This window comes from Streptomyces sp. NPDC017943 (genome assembly GCF_044328425.1).
Classification (GTDB): Bacteria; Actinomycetota; Actinomycetes; order Streptomycetales; family Streptomycetaceae; genus Streptomyces; species Streptomyces djakartensis_A.
The window spans coordinates 264,561-280,773 of sequence record NZ_JBIRHH010000005.1 but is presented as its reverse complement, the minus strand read 5'-3'; the positions used below and the strand labels follow the sequence as shown (position 1 = coordinate 280,773).

The following is a 16,213-nucleotide window of genomic DNA, read 5'->3' as shown; positions in this document are numbered from 1 at the left end:
GGCGGCGGCTGCCTCCGCGCGGGCGCCCGCGTCCCTGTTTGCCGCCCCGGCCGGTGGGGACCCGGCCGGGCATGACCACCAAGCGACGCCGCCTGCTGCGGCAGAACCGGATGCTGTGGCTGCTGGACCGCCTGGAGCGCGAGTCCGGGGCCGACGCGGTGATCGACACCCTCCGCAAGGGCGTGCGGGCGCTGCCGCTGGGACGCGGCCGCGACCTGCTGCACGGCCGGTGGATGGGTCACCCCGTGCACCCGCTGATGGTGCAGGTGCCGATCGGCAGCTGGCTCTCGGCGGCGGTCCTGGACCTGCGTCCGGGCCGCTCCCGGGAGGCCCGGCTGCTGATCGGCGTCGGGCTCGGGGCCGCGGCCCCGGCGGCCCTGGCCGGCTGGGTCGACTGGGCGGAACTGCACCGCCAGCAGCAGCGCGTCGGCCTGGCGCACGCCCTGTCCAACATCGCGGCCGTCGGGCTGTACGCGACCTCCCTCGCCTGCCGCGCCACGGGCCGGGAGACGGCGGGCCGGACCTACGGGTTCCTCGGACTGACGGTGGTCGGCGTCGGCGGCCTGCTGGGCGGCCACATGGCCTACCGGCAGGCCGCCGGCGCCAATCACGCCGAGGAGGTCCCGCACGTCGTATCCGAGGGCTGGCACCCGGTCGGCGCCGTCGAGGAGTTCCCCGCCGGCGAGCCGGTGCGGCGCACGGTCGACGACGTGCCGGTGCTGGTCGTGCGCGAGACCGGCGGGCAGATCCACGCCCTGGCCGAACGGTGCAGCCACCTGGCCGGACCCCTCGCCGAGGGCACCGTCGCCGACGGCTGCGTGCGCTGCCCCTGGCACGGCAGCGTCTTCCGCCTCTCCGACGGCTGGAACGTGGCAGGCCCCGCCACCGCCCCCCAGCCCTCCTTCGAGACCCGGATCACCGGCAACCGGGTCGAGGTGCGCCTGCGGCACCAGAACGGCGGCCGGCACACCGCACCGGACCGTGCCCTCACCGAACAAGGAAAGCGCAGCTCGAACAGGTAATGAACGTGAACATGACGTCAGTGGCGGGGAGCCGCCCGGCACGGAGGCTGCGCGGGTTGCTGCGCCGCACCCATGCGGGCTACTCCGGCGGCCACGACCGGCCGCTCGGCGGCTACACCGCCGCCATGGCGGGATTCGCGGTGTTCACCACGGCCTGGGCGACCGCCGTCCGGCTGAGCGGACGCCCCGTCCCGGCGCGCCCCGAGCCGTGGGACGTCGCCCTGACCGCGGTCGCCACGTTCCGCCTCAGCCGCCTGCTGAGCAAGGCCTCGGTGACCAGCCCCCTGCGGGCCCCCTTCACCCGGTACGTGGGCCCGCAGGGGCCGGCCGAACTGGAGGAGGAGGCGCAGCCCGACGGTCGGCACACGGTCGGCGAGCTGGCGACCTGCCCCTTCTGCATGAGCGTCTGGATCGCCTCGGCGCTCACGGCCGGTCAGCTGCTCTGGCCCCGGGCCACCCGCACCGCCATGGGCACGCTCACCGCGCTGGCCGGGGCCGACACGCTGCAACTGGCGTACGGCGCACTGGTCGGCAGGACGACGGGCGACTGACCGGCGTCCGGCGGCCGGACCGGGGCCGACCGGCGACCGCCGGCCGCCGGTGGCGGGCTAGGGAACCTCGCCGCGGGCACCCCGCCCCCGCCGGGAGCCCCGGTACGCGGCACGGCGCGTCGCGGCCAGGGCGGGACCCGGCGCGAACGCGCGCACGCTGTGCCGGTAGGGGTCGAAGTCGACGGTGTCCCCGGGGTCCACGGGCAGGACGTCCCGCACCGTGAGCACCGCGAACCGCCGCCAGGACCCCGCACGCCCCTGCGCGCACAGGTCGTACACCAGCGGCCCGACGGCCAGCGCGGCGGCGATGCCCTCCGGGCCGCCCGGCACCGGCGCCTGCCGGGTCCGGCGCGGGAAGGCGGCCAGGAGGGACGACCGGCCGGCCACCCGGTAGGGCAGCAGGCTGGAGTACGGGCCGCGCAGCGCGTCGGCGCGAGGCAGCGGCAGATGCCGGGAGACGCGGCCGCGGCCGCTGCTGGTCATCAGCAGGTCGAGGGTGCGGCCCGGGCCGTCGGCGTCCGTCACCCGGACGGCCAGGCCCAGCCCGTCCGGCAGCCGCCGGGGCAGGCCGCCCGCACGCGACAGGCGGACCGTCGCCGGCAGCCGCCGGGGCGAGTCCAGCCACGGCACGCCCCACGGCCCGGCCCCGTCGTCCGGCACCTCCAGCTCACCCGCGCAGGTCAGCCCGCGCGGGTGCAGGGCCGGGGCCCGCCGCACCCGGGCCAGCGCCCGAAAGGCACCCTCGACCAGGGCGACCGGCCGGGACACGGACGCGGGCGGGTCGCCGGCGGCCCGGGTCCCGGGTGTGGCCCCGTCACGCACGCTCACGACATGGTCCTCCGTCCTCGCGGGTGTCCGTCACGACGCGGTGCGCGGCGGCGGTTCTCGCGGCCGCGCCCGGGAGAGGGGCTCGCGCGAAACGCGTCCTGGACCAGGGCGACCGGCCGGGATGCGGAGGCGGGCGGGTGGCCGGGGGTCCTCACCGCGCGTGTTTCATGACGCGGTGCGTGACGGCGCTCTTCACGGCCGCGTACGGGTAGGGCGCTCGCGCGAAACGCGTCCTCGACCAGGGCAACCGGCCAGGACGCGGAGGCGGGCGGGTCGCCGGCGGTCCGCTCCCTGCGTGTTTCATGACGCCGTGCGCGGCGGTGATGCTCACGGCCGCGCATGGGGACCGGGCTCCTGCCCAATGGGGGCCTCCCTCCTCAGAGGGCTGCCGGGTACCCGCCGCGGGCTTCGTCACCCGTGGTCAGGCCGCGCTCCCGGCGCGACGGCGGCCAGGGCGGGCCAGGGCGTCGACCAGCTGGTCGCGGGTCATCTTCGACCGGCCCTCGACGCCCTGTTCGCCGGCCCGCTCGTACAGCTCGGCCTTGGTCAACTGCCGCAGCTCGCTGCGGCTCGCACTCCGCTCACGGCCCTTCGGCGCGCGCGCCCGCTCCGGGCGCGAGGACCGCGAGGACCCGGACGCGGCCCGGCGGGAGTCCTTCCCGGCGGACCCGGACCGCCGGGACCCGCTGCGCTTGCCGCCGCCGGAGGCGCCGGCCTGGGCGAGGCTGTTCTCCAGCACCGCCATCAGGTCGACGACGCCGGTGGCCTCGGGCGGCCCCTCGGCCACGGCGACCTCCTGGCCCTCGGCCTTCGCCTTCACCAGCTCGCGGACCTTCTCCTGGTACGTGTCGTGGTACCGGTGCGGGTCCCAGGGGCCGCTGAGGGCGTCCACCAGCCGCAGCGCCATGTCCAGTTCCTTGCCGCGCCCGGCCCGGCGGGAGGGCAGGTCGGGCAGTTCGGTGCCCGGGTCGCGCACCTCGTCGGCCCAGTGCAGGGTCTGCAGCACCAGGAGCTTGTCCTCGGCCCGCAGCGCCGTCAGATACTGCTTGTTCCGCATGACGAACGTGGCCACGCCCGCCTTGCCGGTCTTCTCCAGCGCCGCCCGCAGCAACTCGTAGACCTGGAGGTACTCCTCGCCCCGCGGGGCGACGTAGTAGGTGCGGGCGAAGTACACCGGCTCGATCCGGTCCAGGTCGACGAAGTCGGAGATCTCGATGGTCTTGGACCGGCCCGGCGCGATCTCGTCCAGCTCGTCCGGTTCGACGATCACGTACTCGCCCTCGCCCACCTCGTAGCCCTTGACGATGTCGGACGTGGAGACCTCCTCGCCGGTGCGCTCGTTGACACGCCGGTTGCGGATGCGGTCCCCGGTGCCGCGCTGGAGCTGGTGGAAGTGGACGGTGTGGTCCTCGGTCGCGGTGAACAGCCCGACCGGCACCATGACCAGGCCGAAGGTGATCACGCCTGTCCAGATCGCCCGAGCCATGCCGCGCTCCGTCCCGTCCGTCCCCGGCGTGCCCGTCCGCCGCGGTGTCCCCTCCACGCTCGCACCGAGCGGGACGGCCCGCCCGCCGGGCGGCCGGCGGGGCACCCGAACGGCGTCCCCTCAGAGCCAGTCCCGGCGCTTGAAGACCACGTACAGCCCGACGCAGACCAGGCCCATCGCGGCGATCGCGAAGGGGTACCCGAAGCCCCAGCCCAGCTCCGGCATGTGGTCGAAGTTCATGCCGTACACCGTGCCCACCAGCGTCGGCGCGAACGTGATCGCCGCCCACGCCGAGATCTTCTTGATCTCCTCGTTCTGCTCGAAGCCGGCCTCCGCCAGGGCGCGCATCTCGGCGTTCTGCTGCTGCGTGACGAGCGTGGCGTTCACCGTGAGGATCTCGGTGAGGGCCTGGCGGAAGGTGTCGACGCGCTCGCTGATGTGCGTGACGTGGTCGGCCACGTCCCGCAGGTAGCGCTGCAGTTCCTCGTCGGTCCCGTACTTGGCGAAGCCCGCCGTCAGCGCGCGCAGCATGGCGCCCAGAGGGCGGGTGGCGCGCTGGAACTCGACCATCTCCCGGGAGAGTTCGTAGATGCGCCGGGACACCTCGGGGTCGCCGCGGAACACCTCGGTCTCGATCTCGTCGATGTCGTTCTGCACGCCCGCCACCACCGGCACGTAGCCGTCGACGACCGCGTCGAGGATGGCGTACAGCACCGCCTCGGGCCCCAGCCGCAGCAGTTCGGGCGTCGCCTCCATGCGGCGGCGCACCGCCGACAGGTCCGGTGCCGCGCCGTGGCGAACCGTGATCACGAAGTCCGGGCCGACGAACACGTGCAGTTCGCCGAAGTCGACCTCCTCCGGCGCGTCCAGGTAGAGCGCGGCCCGCAGCACCACGAACAGCGTCTCGCCGTAACGCTCCAGCTTCGGCCGCTGATGCGCCTTGATCGCGTCCTCGACGGCGAGCGGGTGCAGGTCGAACTCCGCTGCCAGCGCATGCAGTTCCTCGTCCGTGGGGCGGGCGAGCCCGATCCACGCCATGCCGGCCGGCTGCTCGCGCAGGGCGCGGAAGGTGTCCGCCAGGGTCGCGGGGGAGGAGACGCGGACGCCGTCGCGGTAGAGGGCCGCCTCGACCACACTGGCCGACTCGGCGGGCCGCTCCGCCTGCGCCGGGCCGTCGGCGGGCGGCTGCGCCGGCGGCCCGGCGCGGCGCCACACCGACTTGCGCGCACCGCGGCCCGCCGGCCGGGCGGAACCGGCGGTCCGCCCGGACCCGGAGGCAGGCCGGTCGTTCCCGGCGGAGCCGGCGCGTGGCTCGGGCATCGCGGCTGCCTGTCGGTCGAGGGTGCGTACGCGGGGATCGGGGGAGCATGGGGGCGGGACACGAGCAGAATACGGGCCGCATCCGCCGCGGACCTCTCCGCCATCGCGGACGGAACCTGTCCGCGACCCTCGCTACCGTGCCTCCATGACCACCACCAAGCGGAGCGCCACGGCACCCGTCCTCGGCACACGCGCCCTCAACCGGGCCACGCTCGACCGCCAGCTCCTGCTGCGCCCCGCGCGGATGTCCGCCGCCGAGGCCGTCGAGCACCTGGTCGGCCTCCAGGCGCAGAACGTCAAGCCGCCCTACTACGCGCTCGCCGCCCGCCTGGACGCCTTCACCCCCGAGGCGCTGTCCCGGCTGATGGCCGACCGCTCGGCCGTCCGGATCGTCACCATGCGCTCCACCATCCACACCCACACCGCGGACGACTGCCTCACGCTGCGCCCCCTGGTGCAGCCCGCACGCGACCGCGAACTGGTCGCCTTCCGCAAGGGCCTGGCCGGCGTCGACCTGGACCGGCTCGCCGCCCTGGCCCGCGACCTCGTCGAGGAGGCACCGCGCACCATGGGCGAGCTGCGCGAAGCCCTGGCGCAGCAGTGGCCCGACGCCGACCCCCAGGCCCTGGCCGTCGCCGCCCGGTGCCGGCTCCCGCTGGTGCAGGTGACCCCGCGCGGGCTGTGGGAGCGCAGCGGCCAGGTCCGGCTGACCACCGCCGGGCACTGGCTGGGCCGTGCCGCGGAACCGGCCCCCGCGCCGGAGGCGGTCGTCCTGCGCTACCTGGCCGCCTTCGGCCCGGCCTCCGTGAAGGACATGCAGACCTGGGCGGGGCTGACCCGGCTGCGTGCGGCGTTCGAGCGGCTGCGCCCCGGGCTCGTCACCTTCCGGGACGCCGGCGGCACCGAGCTGTTCGACCTCCCGGACGCCCCCCGCCCCGACCCCGACACCCCCGCCCCGCCGCGCTTCCTGCCCGAGTTCGACAACCTGCTGCTCTCGCACGCCGACCGCACGCGGGTCGTCCCGCCCGAGCACCGGGGCCGCTCCTGGCAGGGCAACGTCGCCCACCGCACCCTGCTCGTCGACGGGTTCCTCGCCGGGCTGTGGCGCCTGGACGAGGACGCCCTGGTGATCGAGCCCTTCGGCCGGCTCGCCCGCGCCGCGCGGGAGGAGGTCGTCGCCGAGGGGGAGCGGATGCTGCGGACCATGCACCCGGGGACCTCGTACGACATCCGCTTCGGCGCCGTACGGACGTGAGGCGGGCGGCGCCCCCCTATCGCCCCGGGCGGCCGCCCTCGGCACGCGGACATGGAGAGGGGGGGGGGGGGGGGGGGCGGGGGGGGCCCCCCCCCCCCCCCCCTGGTATCGCACCTGAGGGTCGCTCAGGAAACCTGCTCAGATCACGAGTTGACCTGGGCCGTGACGAGGCTGGAGAAGGTGGTCAGCCGGGTGTAGACACCCGGGTACCCGGCCTGGGCGCAGCCCTCGCCCCAGGAGGTGATGCCTGCCAGGACACCCCCGATGAGCAGGGGACCACCGCTGTCGCCCTGGCAGGTGTCCACGCCGCCGGTCGTCCTGCCGGCGCACACCATGTCGCTGCGCACGAAGTCCGAGCCGTAGGAGTTCGCGCAGCTGGAGTCGGACACGGTCGGAACGGTCGCGGTGCGCAGCTGGTTGGAGGAGCTGCCGCCCGCGGAGGTGGTGCCCCAGCCGAGGATGCGGGCGGTGGTGCCGGCCGCGTACACCGAGGTCTGGGAGGAGGAGACGTACTTGGCCGTGGTGTACGGCATCGACGTCGACAGCGTGAGCACGGCCACGTCGTCGCCGTTGGTGGCGTCGGTGTAGCTCGGGTGGATCCATATTTTGCTGACCCGGGCCACGGTGCCGTTGGTGCCGTTGAGGTAGGTGCGGCCGCCGACGACGCGCACGCTGCTCGTCGTCTCGCCGACCATGCAGTGCGCGGCGGTGACCACCTTCGTGGGCGAGACCAGGGTGCCGCCGCAGAACTGGTTCTGCGAGGCGTCCGTGATCTGCATGACGTACGGGTACGCGGACGTGGTGGTCGTGGTGCCGCCGACGATCGGCTGGGGCGCGGCGACGGCCGTGGGGGCGGCGAGCAGCGCGGTGGTGGCGGCGGCAGCGGTCGCCGCGGCTACGGCGGCGGCCTTTCTGGCAGCGTTGAGCCCGAACATGGGTCTCCTCGGGGAGTTGCCGGTGGGGGGTCGCGCGGGTGGTGGTGCACGGTGACCCTCACGTCGTTGTTCGGATCTCCGTGTGCCCGGCGAGCGGCACGCCCCCAAGCTAGGGCCGGTGCGGCGAGGCCCCCAATGAGGGAACCCCCTAAGGGAGTTGGGGCAGGGAAAACCCTCGGTCCGGCCGCGTAAACCCAGGTCGGACCGCATGGCCCGGCGCCGTGCGGGTGCTCCGGCGGTCCCGGCTCAGGTGGTGCGGCGGCCGGCGGCCAGCCGGACGATGTCCACCCGGGAGCGGATGCCCAGCTTGCGGTAGACCCGGGTGAGGGTCGCCTCGACGGTCTTGACGCTGATGAACAGACGGGCCGCGATCTCCCGGTTGGTCGCCCCCTCCATCACCAGCGAGGCCACCTGACGCTCCATCGAGGCGAGTCCCTCCAGCGCGTCGAGCGCGACGGCCGGCGCCGAGGCGGCCGGGGCCACCGGTGCGGCCGACCCGGCGGTGGCGGCCGCGTCCACCTGCCGCAGCCAGGGCAGGGCCCGGCAGCGCCTGAACAACCGCGCCGCCTCGTCGTAGGGCGCCGGAGCCGGGGTGGCGGGCGCCGAGCCGCGCGCGGCGGTGCTCTGCGCCCGCAGGCGGGCCAGCGCGAAGGCGGCCCGGGCCTCCTCCAGCCCGTACCCGAGCCGGCCCAGCCGGTCCTGCACGGACGCCAGCCGTACGAGCGCGCCCTCGTGGTCGCCCCGCGCCGCGCGCACCAGCGCCTCGGCGCGGTCCAGCACGGCCAGCACGCTCTGCCGGCCCAGCCGCATCGCGTGCACCCGGGTGGTGTCGACGAGGTCCTGGGCCTCGCCCGGTTCGCCGACGCGCACCAGCGCCTCGGCGAGGTCGCCGTGCCAGCGGCCGCGCCCGGGGTCGTTGATGCCCAGGCCCTGCTCCAGCTCACGCACCCGGCGCAGCGAGCGCACCGCGGCCGCCGGGTCCCCGGCCACCAACTGGGCGTAACCCAGCGCGGCCAAAGCCCGCGACAGGTACATCTGGTCGCCGTCGACCTCGGCGTGGTCGGCCGCCTCGCGGGCGAGGGCGAGCGCCCGGTCGACGTCCCCGCCGGAGGCCTCCGCGAGGGAGGCGAGCATCGCCGAGGCGCCCTCGCCGATCCCGGAGTCGCGGGCCAGCCGCAGACTCTCGCGGGCCAGGTCGAGGGCCCGGCCGCAGTGCCCGGAGCGCAGTTCGGTGTCGGCGAGGAAGCGCAGGAAGTGCACCTCGCTCTCGACCATGCCGCGCCGGCGCACCTCGCGCAGCAGCGCGGTGATCGTGGCCCGCGCCTCCGGCAGCTGGTCGCTCATGATCAGCCAGCGGAACCGGGCCGAACCGGCGCCGTTGTGATGGCAGGCCACATACGGGTCCTGCGGCTCCGTCAGCGCCCGCTTGACGGTCACCGGGGCGTCCGGGTGGCCCATCAGGGTCTCGGTGGAGGCCTGGAAGGACAGCGCCATCAGCTCGGTGCGCCGGTCCCCGCCCCGGGCCGCCAGCTCCGCCGCGTGCGCGGCCTCCTGCCGGGCCTCCGCGAAGTCCCCCTCCACCACCAGGCCGCGCCAGGCCAGCTGGTAGTGGACCAGCGCCAGCAGGCCCGGGTCGTCGCCCGCGTCGGCCAGGACCTGCGGGAAGACGGCGTCGACGTCCCCGAGGGCCTGCCCGGCCGCCTCGATGACGACCATCCAGGCCCGTACCCGCTCGGCGGGCACGGTGGCACGCGTCAGTACGTCGCGGGCGATGTCGCGGGCGAGATCGGCCTCGCCCGCGGTGATGGCGTCCTCGGCGGCCTGCAGCCGCCGCTCGTCCGGTCCCGGAGTGCTGTCGGCCGGGGTGTGCCGGGCCGCGAGCAGTCCGAGCGAGGCCGCCACCGACGGCGCGCCGCGGTCCCGGGCCAGGGCCGCCGCCTCGGCGAGCCGGGCCGCGACCTCGGGGTCGGTGCCGGTGGTCGCCAGCGCCAGGTGCCGGGCACGCTCGATCGGGTCGGAGGCGGCCGTGGACAGCGCCGCGTGCACCGCCCGCCGCTCCTGCGCGGGGGCCTCCGCGTACAGCGCGGCCGAGATCAGGGGGTGCGCGAACCGCAGCGCCGGCGCCTCGGAGTCCGTGGCCAGCAGCCCCAGGGCCGCCGCCTGGGCCGTCTCCGCCTCGGCGTGCTCCCGGCCCGCCGCGTGCAGCAGCGCCAGCGAGGGACGGGCACCGGCACTGGCCACCAGCAGGGTCCGGCGGGCCTCGTCCGACAGCATCTCCAGCCGGCTCAGCACCAGCGCCCGCAGGGAGGTCGGCACCGGCAGCGGCTCACCGGGCCGCGGCCGTGCCGTGCTCTCGGCCAGGGCACGGCCCAGCTCCAAGGCGAACAGGGGGTTGCCGCCGCTGGTGCGGTGGATGTCGCGGACCGTGGAACGGGACAGCGGGGTGTAGCCGCGGTGGTCCAGCAGCGCCGAGACCTGGGTACGGGTGAGCGGTCCCAGCCGGACGGCGAGCGTGTCGGGCGGGGACGCGCGCAGGTGGCGGTCGTACTCCTCGCCCTCGGTGCGCACCGCGCACAGCATCTGCACCGGTGTGTCACCGAGGCGGCGGGCGGCGAAGCCCAGCAGTTCCGCGCTGGCGGCGTCCAGCCACTGGAGGTCGTCGGCCACCACGAGCACCGGGCCCCTGGCGGCCAGCGCCCGCAGCGCCGACAGCACGGCCAGGCGCAGCGCGAGCCCGTCCCGCTGGAGCGTGGACTCGCCCCGGCCGGTCAGCGCCGACTCCAGGGCGGTGCGCTGGGCGGCGGGCAGGGACCCGGAGACGTCGTCGAGCACGAGCCCGAACAGATCGGCCAGCGCCAGGAAGGGCAGATGCGATTCCGACTCGGTCGCCGAGCAGCGCAACACCGTGCGGTCCGGACCGGCGTAATCCGCGGCCAGTGCCCGCAGGACGGTCGACTTTCCAATTCCGGCCGGACCGTGGAGCAGCACACTGCCGCCCCGGCCGAGCTGATCCCGGGCCGACGTGAAGAGATCCTCCCGGCCGATGACCAGGTCGGGGCGGCTCCTGGAAGGCTCCTGGAAGTCCCGTCGTACGGTCACCGCGGCCCTCCCTGTGTCGTGTCCTGGCCAATATTAGGCAACAGCTCTTCGAATAACGGAGGGACGGTGTGGTGAGGGAAATAACAGGGGTGCGGACGGGCGAATTCACCGGCCGCGGAATGCCGCGGAACACGGCGCCCGCACCTGCGCGGGCCACCGCCGCCCGGCCGCGCGGCCGGACCCGGGGGAAAGCACCACCAACCTACGGCAACCATCCCGCCCGGCGCGCGGCCACCACGGCCTCGCCCCGGGTACGCGCCCGCAGCTTGCGCATGGCCGACCGCAGGTACCCCTTGACCGTCTCGGGCGTCACGCCCAGCCGCTGGGCGGCGGCCGCGTTGGTGGCGCCCGCCGCGACACAGGCCAGCACGTCCACCTCGCGCGGGGCGAGCCGCACCCGGGCCGCCGGGCCGGGACCCCCGCCGTCGGCCGCCAGCAGCGTGCAGGCCCGCAGCAGCTCCGCCCGCAACCGCGCGTCGGCGATCCGCGGCGCCAGGGCCCGCAGGGCCGCGTGTGCCTCCCGCACCTGCTCCCACCCCGCGCCCGTCCCGGCCCCGGCGGCGACCGTGCGGGCCTCGTCCCGCACCGCCAGCGCCCGCTCCACCTCCCGCGCCGCCTCGACCGCGGCGTCCAGCATCCGCCCGCCCAGCGGCAGCGCCGTGCGCAGCGCCCCGTACAGCACCCCGCGCACCCGGTGCCCCACCACCACCGGCACGGCCAGCACCGAGCGCAGGCCCTCCGCGGCGACCGGGGCGTCGTACTCGTGGCTGATCTGCCGGGACACCGAGTAGTCCGTCACCACGCACGGCCGGGACAGCGCCACCGCCTTCCCGCCCAGCCCGTTCCCCGACGTCACCACCAGCGAGCGCAGCGCGCCGGTCGCCGTGCCGCTCAGCTCGCTGATGCGCATCCGGGAGCCCGCCTCCAGCAGCCCGCCGAAGGCGACCGGAAGGCCCGTGCCGCGCCGCAGGCGCAGCAGCGCGTCCCGCACCTCGACCGCCTCGGACGCGTCTGCCGTCACCCGCTCGCCCCTTCGTTCCGGCTTCCGTGCGGCCCCACCCCCCGTTCGGGGGTAGTGAGACCCGCATCACGGATTACACGATGACTCGCAGCCGCCCGGCAATGGTCCGGCACCGAGGAGGACGCATGACATCGGCGACGGAGCAGTTCCGCAGCGCGCGGGACTTCCTGCTGGAACACCGCGACGACTACGCGACGGCCTACGGGGGCTTCCGCTGGCCCCGGCCGGAGTACTTCAACTGGGCGCTCGACTGGTTCGACGTGATCGCCGAGGACAACGCCCGCACGGCCCTGCACATCGTCGAGGAGGAGGGCCGCGAGACGCGGCTGTCCTTCCAGGAGATGTCCCGGCTCTCGTCCCGGTGCGCCGGCTGGCTCCGGGACCGGGGCGTGCGCGCCGAGGACCGCGTCCTGGTCATGCTCGGCAACCAGGCCGAACTGTGGATCACCGCGCTGGCCGCGATGAAGCTGCGCGCGGTCGTCATCCCGGCCACCCCGCTGCTCGGCCCGGCCGACCTGCGCGACCGGGTGGATCGCGGCCGGGTCCGGCACGTGGTGGCCCGTGCCGAGGACACCGCGAAGTTCGCCGAGGTCCCCGGGGACTACACGCGCATCGCCGCGGGCGCCGCCGGTGACGTGCCGGCCGGCTGGGCGGCGCTGGACGACGCCCACGGCGCCCCGGACGGCTTCGCGCCCGACGGCCCGACCCGGGCCGACGACCCGCTGATGCTCTACTTCACCTCGGGCACCACGGCCCGGCCCAAGCTCGTCGAGCACACCCACACCTCGTACCCGGTCGGCCATCTGGCGACCATGTACTGGATCGGCCTGAAACCGGGCGACGTGCACCTGAACATCTCCTCGCCGGGCTGGGCCAAGCACGCCTGGTCCAACCTCTTCGCCCCGTGGAACGCCGAGGCGACCGTCTTCCTGCACAACTACACGCGCTTCGACGCCGCCCGCCTCATGAGCGAGATGGACCGGGCGGGCGTCACCACCTTCTGCGCCCCGCCGACCGTGTGGCGCATGCTCATCCAGGCCGACCTCGGCCAGCTGCGCACCCCGCCCCGGGAGGTCGTCGCCGCCGGGGAGCCGCTCAACCCCGAGGTCGTCGAGCGGGTCCGCCGGGCCTGGGGCGTCACCGTCCGGGACGGCTTCGGGCAGACCGAGACCGCCGTCCAGGTCGCCAACAGCCCGGGCCAGCCGCTCAAGACCGGCTCGATGGGCCGGCCCAGCCCGGGGTACCGCGTGGAGCTCCTCGACCCGGTCTCCGGCGCCCCGGGCGCCAGGGAGGGGGAGATCGCCCTGGACCTGTCGGAGCGGCCCGTCGGCCTGATGACCGGCTACCACGGCGACGCCGACCGGACGGCCGAGTCCATGGCCGGGGGCTACTACCGCACGGGTGACGTCGCCTCCCGGGACGAGGAGGGCTACCTGACCTACATCGGGCGCAGCGACGACGTCTTCAAGGCGTCCGACTACAAGATCAGCCCGTTCGAGCTGGAGAGCGCGCTGCTGGAGCACGAGGCGGTGGCCGAGGCGGCGGTCGTCCCCGCCCCGGACGAACTGCGGCTCGCCGTCCCGAAGGCCTACGTGGTGCTCGCCGAGGGCTGGCGGCCCGGCCCGGACACGGCCAAGGTCCTCTTCGAGCACTCCCGCCAGACGCTCGCCCCCTACAAGCGCGTCCGCCGCCTGGAGTTCGGCGAGCTGCCCAAGACCGTCTCCGGCAAGATTCGCCGGATCGAACTGCGCGAGGCCACGGCGGCCGGGTCGGACGCCGAGTACCGCGAGGAGGACTTCCGGTGAACTCCTACAGCCACGGCACCGGCGGCACCGCCCTGCTCGGTGACACCATCGGGGCGAACCTGGACCGCGCGGTCGCCGCCTGGCCCGAGCGCGAGGCGCTGGTGGACGTGCCGTCCGGCCGGCGCTGGACCTACGCGCAGTTCGGCGCCGCCGTGCGGGAACTGGCGTCGGCCCTGCTGGCCTCGGGCGTCGCCAAGGGCGACCGGGTGGGCGTGTGGGCGGTCAACTGCCCCGAGTGGGTGCTCGTCCAGTACGCCACCGCCCGGCTCGGCGCGATCATGGTGAACATCAACCCGGCGTACCGCACCCACGAGGTCGAGTACGTGCTGAGGCAGGCCGGGGTCTCGATGCTCTTCGCGTCCCTCGGCCACAAGTCGAGCGACTACCGGGCCATGGTCGAGGAGGTCCGGGGCCGCTGCCCCGGGTTGCGGGAGGTCGTGTACTTCGGCGATCCGGGCTGGGACGGTCTCCTCGCCCGGGCCGGTGCCGACCCGGTCCCCGAGGACCTCTCCTGCGACGACCCCATCAACATCCAGTACACGTCGGGCACGACGGGCTTCCCCAAGGGCGCGACCCTCTCCCACCACAACATCCTCAACAACGGCTACTTCGTGGGGGAACTGCTCGGCTACTCGGAGCGGGACCGCATCTGCATCCCGGTGCCCTTCTACCACTGCTTCGGCATGGTCATGGGCAATCTGGCCGCCACCTCGCACGGCGCCTGCATGGTGATCCCCGCCCCCTCCTTCGACCCGGAGGCGACCCTGGAGGCGGTCCAGCGGGAGCGCTGCACCTCCCTGTACGGGGTGCCGACGATGTTCATCGCGGAGCTGAACCTGCCGGGCTTCGCCTCGTACGACCTGTCCTCGCTGCGCACCGGCATCATGGCGGGCTCGCCCTGCCCGGTGGAGGTGATGAAGCGGGTGGTCGCCGAGATGCACATGGCGGAGGTCTCCATCTGCTACGGCATGACCGAGACGTCCCCGGTGTCGTTGCAGACGCGGCGGGACGACGACCTGGAGCACCGCACCGGCACGGTCGGCCGGGTCCTGCCCCACCTCGAGGTCAAGGTGGTCGACCCGGCGACCGGGGTGACGCGGCCGCGCGGCGAGGCGGGGGAGCTGTGCACCCGCGGCTACAGCGTGATGCTCGGCTACTGGGACGAGCCGGAGAAGACCGCCGAGTCCGTCGACGCGGGCCGCTGGATGCACACCGGGGACCTGGCCGTGATGCGCGAGGACGGCTACGTGGAGATCGTCGGGCGCATCAAGGACATGATCATCCGCGGCGGGGAGAACATCTACCCGCGCGAGATCGAGGAGTTCCTCTACGCGCACCCCAAGATCAGGGACGTCCAGGTCGTGGGCGTCCCGCACCCGCACTACGGCGAGGAGGTCCTCGCCTGCGTCATCCCGCGCGACCCGGCCGACCCGCCGGTGCTGGAGGACCTGCGGGCCTTCTGCGCGGGCCGGCTGGCGCACTACAAGGTCCCGAGCCGGATGCAGGTCCTGGACGCCTTCCCCATGACGGTGTCCGGGAAGGTGCGCAAGGTGGAACTGCGCGAGCGCTACGCCGGGTGAACGACCGCGAGGGCGTTCGGTCGTGCGGAGCCGGGGGCCCGTAGGATCGACGCCCTTGGGGGGTGACACATGGTCAGACGGCGGCCCGGTACGACACCCACGCTGGAGCAGGTGGCCGCGCTCGCCGGCGTCGGACGGGGCACGGTCTCCCGCGTCGTCAACAACGAGGCGGGAGTCCGGGAGTCCACCCGCCGAGCCGTGCAGCAGGCCATCGCCGAACTCGGCTACGTGCCCAACCTGGCGGCGCGGTCGCTGGCGGGGCGGCGGGCCGACGCCGTGGCGCTGGTCATGACGGAACGCGACTGGCGGCTGTTCGGCGAGCCCTTCTTCTCCGAGACGGTCACCGCCGTCGGCGACGCGCTCGCCGAGACGTCCGTGCAACTGCTGCTCACTCTGGTCCGTACCGACGCGGAGCGGCAGCGATTCGTCGAGTACGCGCGCGGCGGCCGGGTCGACGGTGTGCTGCTGATGTCGGTGCGCGCCGAGGACCGGCTGCCCGACATGCTCGCCGACGCGGGCCTGCCCACCGTGCTGCTGGGCCGCCGCTCCGGCGACGAGCAGATCACCTACGTCGACGCGGACAACGTGGGCGGCGCCCGCGAGGCGGTGGCCCACCTGGTGCGCGGCGGCCGGAGGTCGATCGGGGCGATCACCGGGCCGCTGGACATGTACGTCGCCCGCTGCCGCCTGCGCGGCTACCGGCAGGCCCTGGAGGAGGCGGGGCTGCCCGCGCCCGTCTCGCGGACCGTCGAGGGCGACTTCACGGAGGCGAGCGGGCGCCGGGCGATGGCCGAACTCCTGGAGCGCCACCCGGAGGTGGACGCGGTCCTCGCCGCCTCCGACACCATGGCCTCCGGAGCCCTGGCCGTGCTGCACGCGGCGGGGCGGCGGGTGCCCGACGACGTGGCGGTGATCGGCTTCGACGACTTCGAGCTCGCCCGGCACACCGATCCGCCCCTGACCACCGTCCGGCAGCCGCTGGAGGAGATCGGCCGGACGATGGTGCGGCTGCTGCGGGAGGAGATGGAGCAGCCGGAGGTGGCGTGGCGGCACGTGATCCTGCGGACGCGACTGGTGGTCCGGGACTCGGCGTGAGGCCGTTCGGCAACCGGCCGGAGGCGATCCGGGAGCGCTCCCAACTCCTCTGAGCCCCGCGCCCGTTGCCGAGGGCTGCCGGGGCACCTCGCTGAGCTGCGGCATCGAAATACATTCGACGGATTCGCGCCTGACGGCTTGTCAGGGGCATGGAGTGGCTCCTACAGTCGCGACCGAAACCGGTGAGGTGGGAGCGCTCCCATTCCTGGGGAGGCG

General features: G+C 74.8%; 12 protein-coding genes. 6 read left to right on the top strand and 6 right to left on the bottom strand.

Features of this window, described 5'->3' with window-relative positions; translation table 11 throughout:
• Positions 1–71 precede the first annotated feature (71 nt).
• Together ACH4C6_RS18245 and ACH4C6_RS18240 are read left to right on the top strand one after the other, a co-directional pair.
• Positions 72–1,022, top strand: a complete 951-nt coding sequence (locus ACH4C6_RS18245) for a Rieske 2Fe-2S domain-containing protein (RefSeq protein ID WP_398109587.1) — start codon at positions 72–74, stop codon at positions 1,020–1,022.
• Between the two features lie 11 nt (positions 1,023–1,033).
• Positions 1,034–1,573 (top strand): DUF1360 domain-containing protein, encoded by a 540-nt coding sequence (locus tag ACH4C6_RS18240; RefSeq protein WP_398109586.1) that lies wholly within the window; start codon positions 1,034–1,036, stop codon positions 1,571–1,573.
• Between the two features lie 57 nt (positions 1,574–1,630).
• On the opposite strand, the gene ACH4C6_RS18235 is transcribed toward ACH4C6_RS18240, so the two are convergent.
• The 3 genes from ACH4C6_RS18235 to ACH4C6_RS18225 form a co-directional block, all read right to left on the bottom strand.
• The gene (locus ACH4C6_RS18235) at positions 1,631–2,401 is read right to left on the bottom strand and encodes a phosphodiesterase (RefSeq protein WP_398109585.1); all 771 of its coding nucleotides are present in this window, start codon (positions 2,399–2,401) and stop codon (positions 1,631–1,633) included.
• 421 nt (positions 2,402–2,822) lie between these two features.
• A complete protein-coding gene (locus ACH4C6_RS18230; RefSeq protein ID WP_398109584.1) occupies positions 2,823–3,887 on the bottom strand; it encodes a Ku protein in 1,065 nt (354 codons plus the stop codon).
• A 120-nt stretch (positions 3,888–4,007) separates the two neighbouring features.
• On the bottom strand, positions 4,008–5,207 hold the full coding sequence (locus ACH4C6_RS18225; RefSeq protein ID WP_398109583.1) for a CorA family divalent cation transporter: 1,200 nt from the start codon (positions 5,205–5,207) through the stop codon (positions 4,008–4,010).
• A gap of 145 nt (positions 5,208–5,352) precedes the next feature.
• On the opposite strand from ACH4C6_RS18225, the gene ACH4C6_RS18220 reads away from it, so the two are divergent.
• The gene (locus ACH4C6_RS18220) at positions 5,353–6,462 is read left to right on the top strand and encodes a winged helix DNA-binding domain-containing protein (protein ID WP_398109582.1); all 1,110 of its coding nucleotides are present in this window, start codon (positions 5,353–5,355) and stop codon (positions 6,460–6,462) included.
• A 143-nt stretch (positions 6,463–6,605) separates the two neighbouring features.
• Here the strand turns inward: ACH4C6_RS18220 and ACH4C6_RS18215 are convergent, their stop codons facing one another.
• The 3 genes from ACH4C6_RS18215 to ACH4C6_RS18205 all read right to left on the bottom strand — a co-directional run bounded on the left by ACH4C6_RS18215 (position 6,606) and on the right by ACH4C6_RS18205 (position 11,517).
• Positions 6,606–7,397: a S1 family peptidase gene (locus tag ACH4C6_RS18215; protein ID WP_398109581.1), complete on the bottom strand. Its 792-nt coding sequence runs from the start codon at positions 7,395–7,397 to the stop codon at positions 6,606–6,608.
• Positions 7,398–7,643: 246 nt separating this feature from the next.
• Positions 7,644–10,496, bottom strand: coding sequence for an AAA family ATPase (locus tag ACH4C6_RS18210; protein ID WP_398109580.1), 2,853 nt, complete (start codon positions 10,494–10,496; stop codon positions 7,644–7,646).
• Positions 10,497–10,698: 202 nt separating this feature from the next.
• Complete coding sequence (locus ACH4C6_RS18205) at positions 10,699–11,517, bottom strand: response regulator transcription factor (protein WP_398109579.1); 819 nt, start codon at positions 11,515–11,517, stop codon at positions 10,699–10,701.
• Positions 11,518–11,642: 125 nt separating this feature from the next.
• Here ACH4C6_RS18205 and ACH4C6_RS18200 point away from each other — a divergent pair, with 125 nt between their 5' ends.
• From ACH4C6_RS18200 to ACH4C6_RS18190, 3 genes are all read left to right on the top strand, one after another.
• Positions 11,643–13,322 carry an AMP-binding protein gene (locus ACH4C6_RS18200; RefSeq protein ID WP_398109578.1) on the top strand — a complete coding sequence of 560 codons (1,680 nt, stop codon included), beginning with the start codon at positions 11,643–11,645 and terminating at the stop codon, positions 13,320–13,322.
• A complete protein-coding gene (locus ACH4C6_RS18195; protein ID WP_398109577.1) occupies positions 13,319–14,902 on the top strand; it encodes an AMP-binding protein in 1,584 nt (527 codons plus the stop codon). The genes ACH4C6_RS18200 and ACH4C6_RS18195 overlap by 4 nt, the downstream gene beginning before the upstream one ends.
• Before the next feature lie 69 nt (positions 14,903–14,971).
• The gene (locus ACH4C6_RS18190; protein ID WP_398109576.1) at positions 14,972–15,997 is read left to right on the top strand and encodes a LacI family DNA-binding transcriptional regulator; all 1,026 of its coding nucleotides are present in this window, start codon (positions 14,972–14,974) and stop codon (positions 15,995–15,997) included.
• The last annotated feature ends 216 nt before the right edge of the window (positions 15,998–16,213 follow it).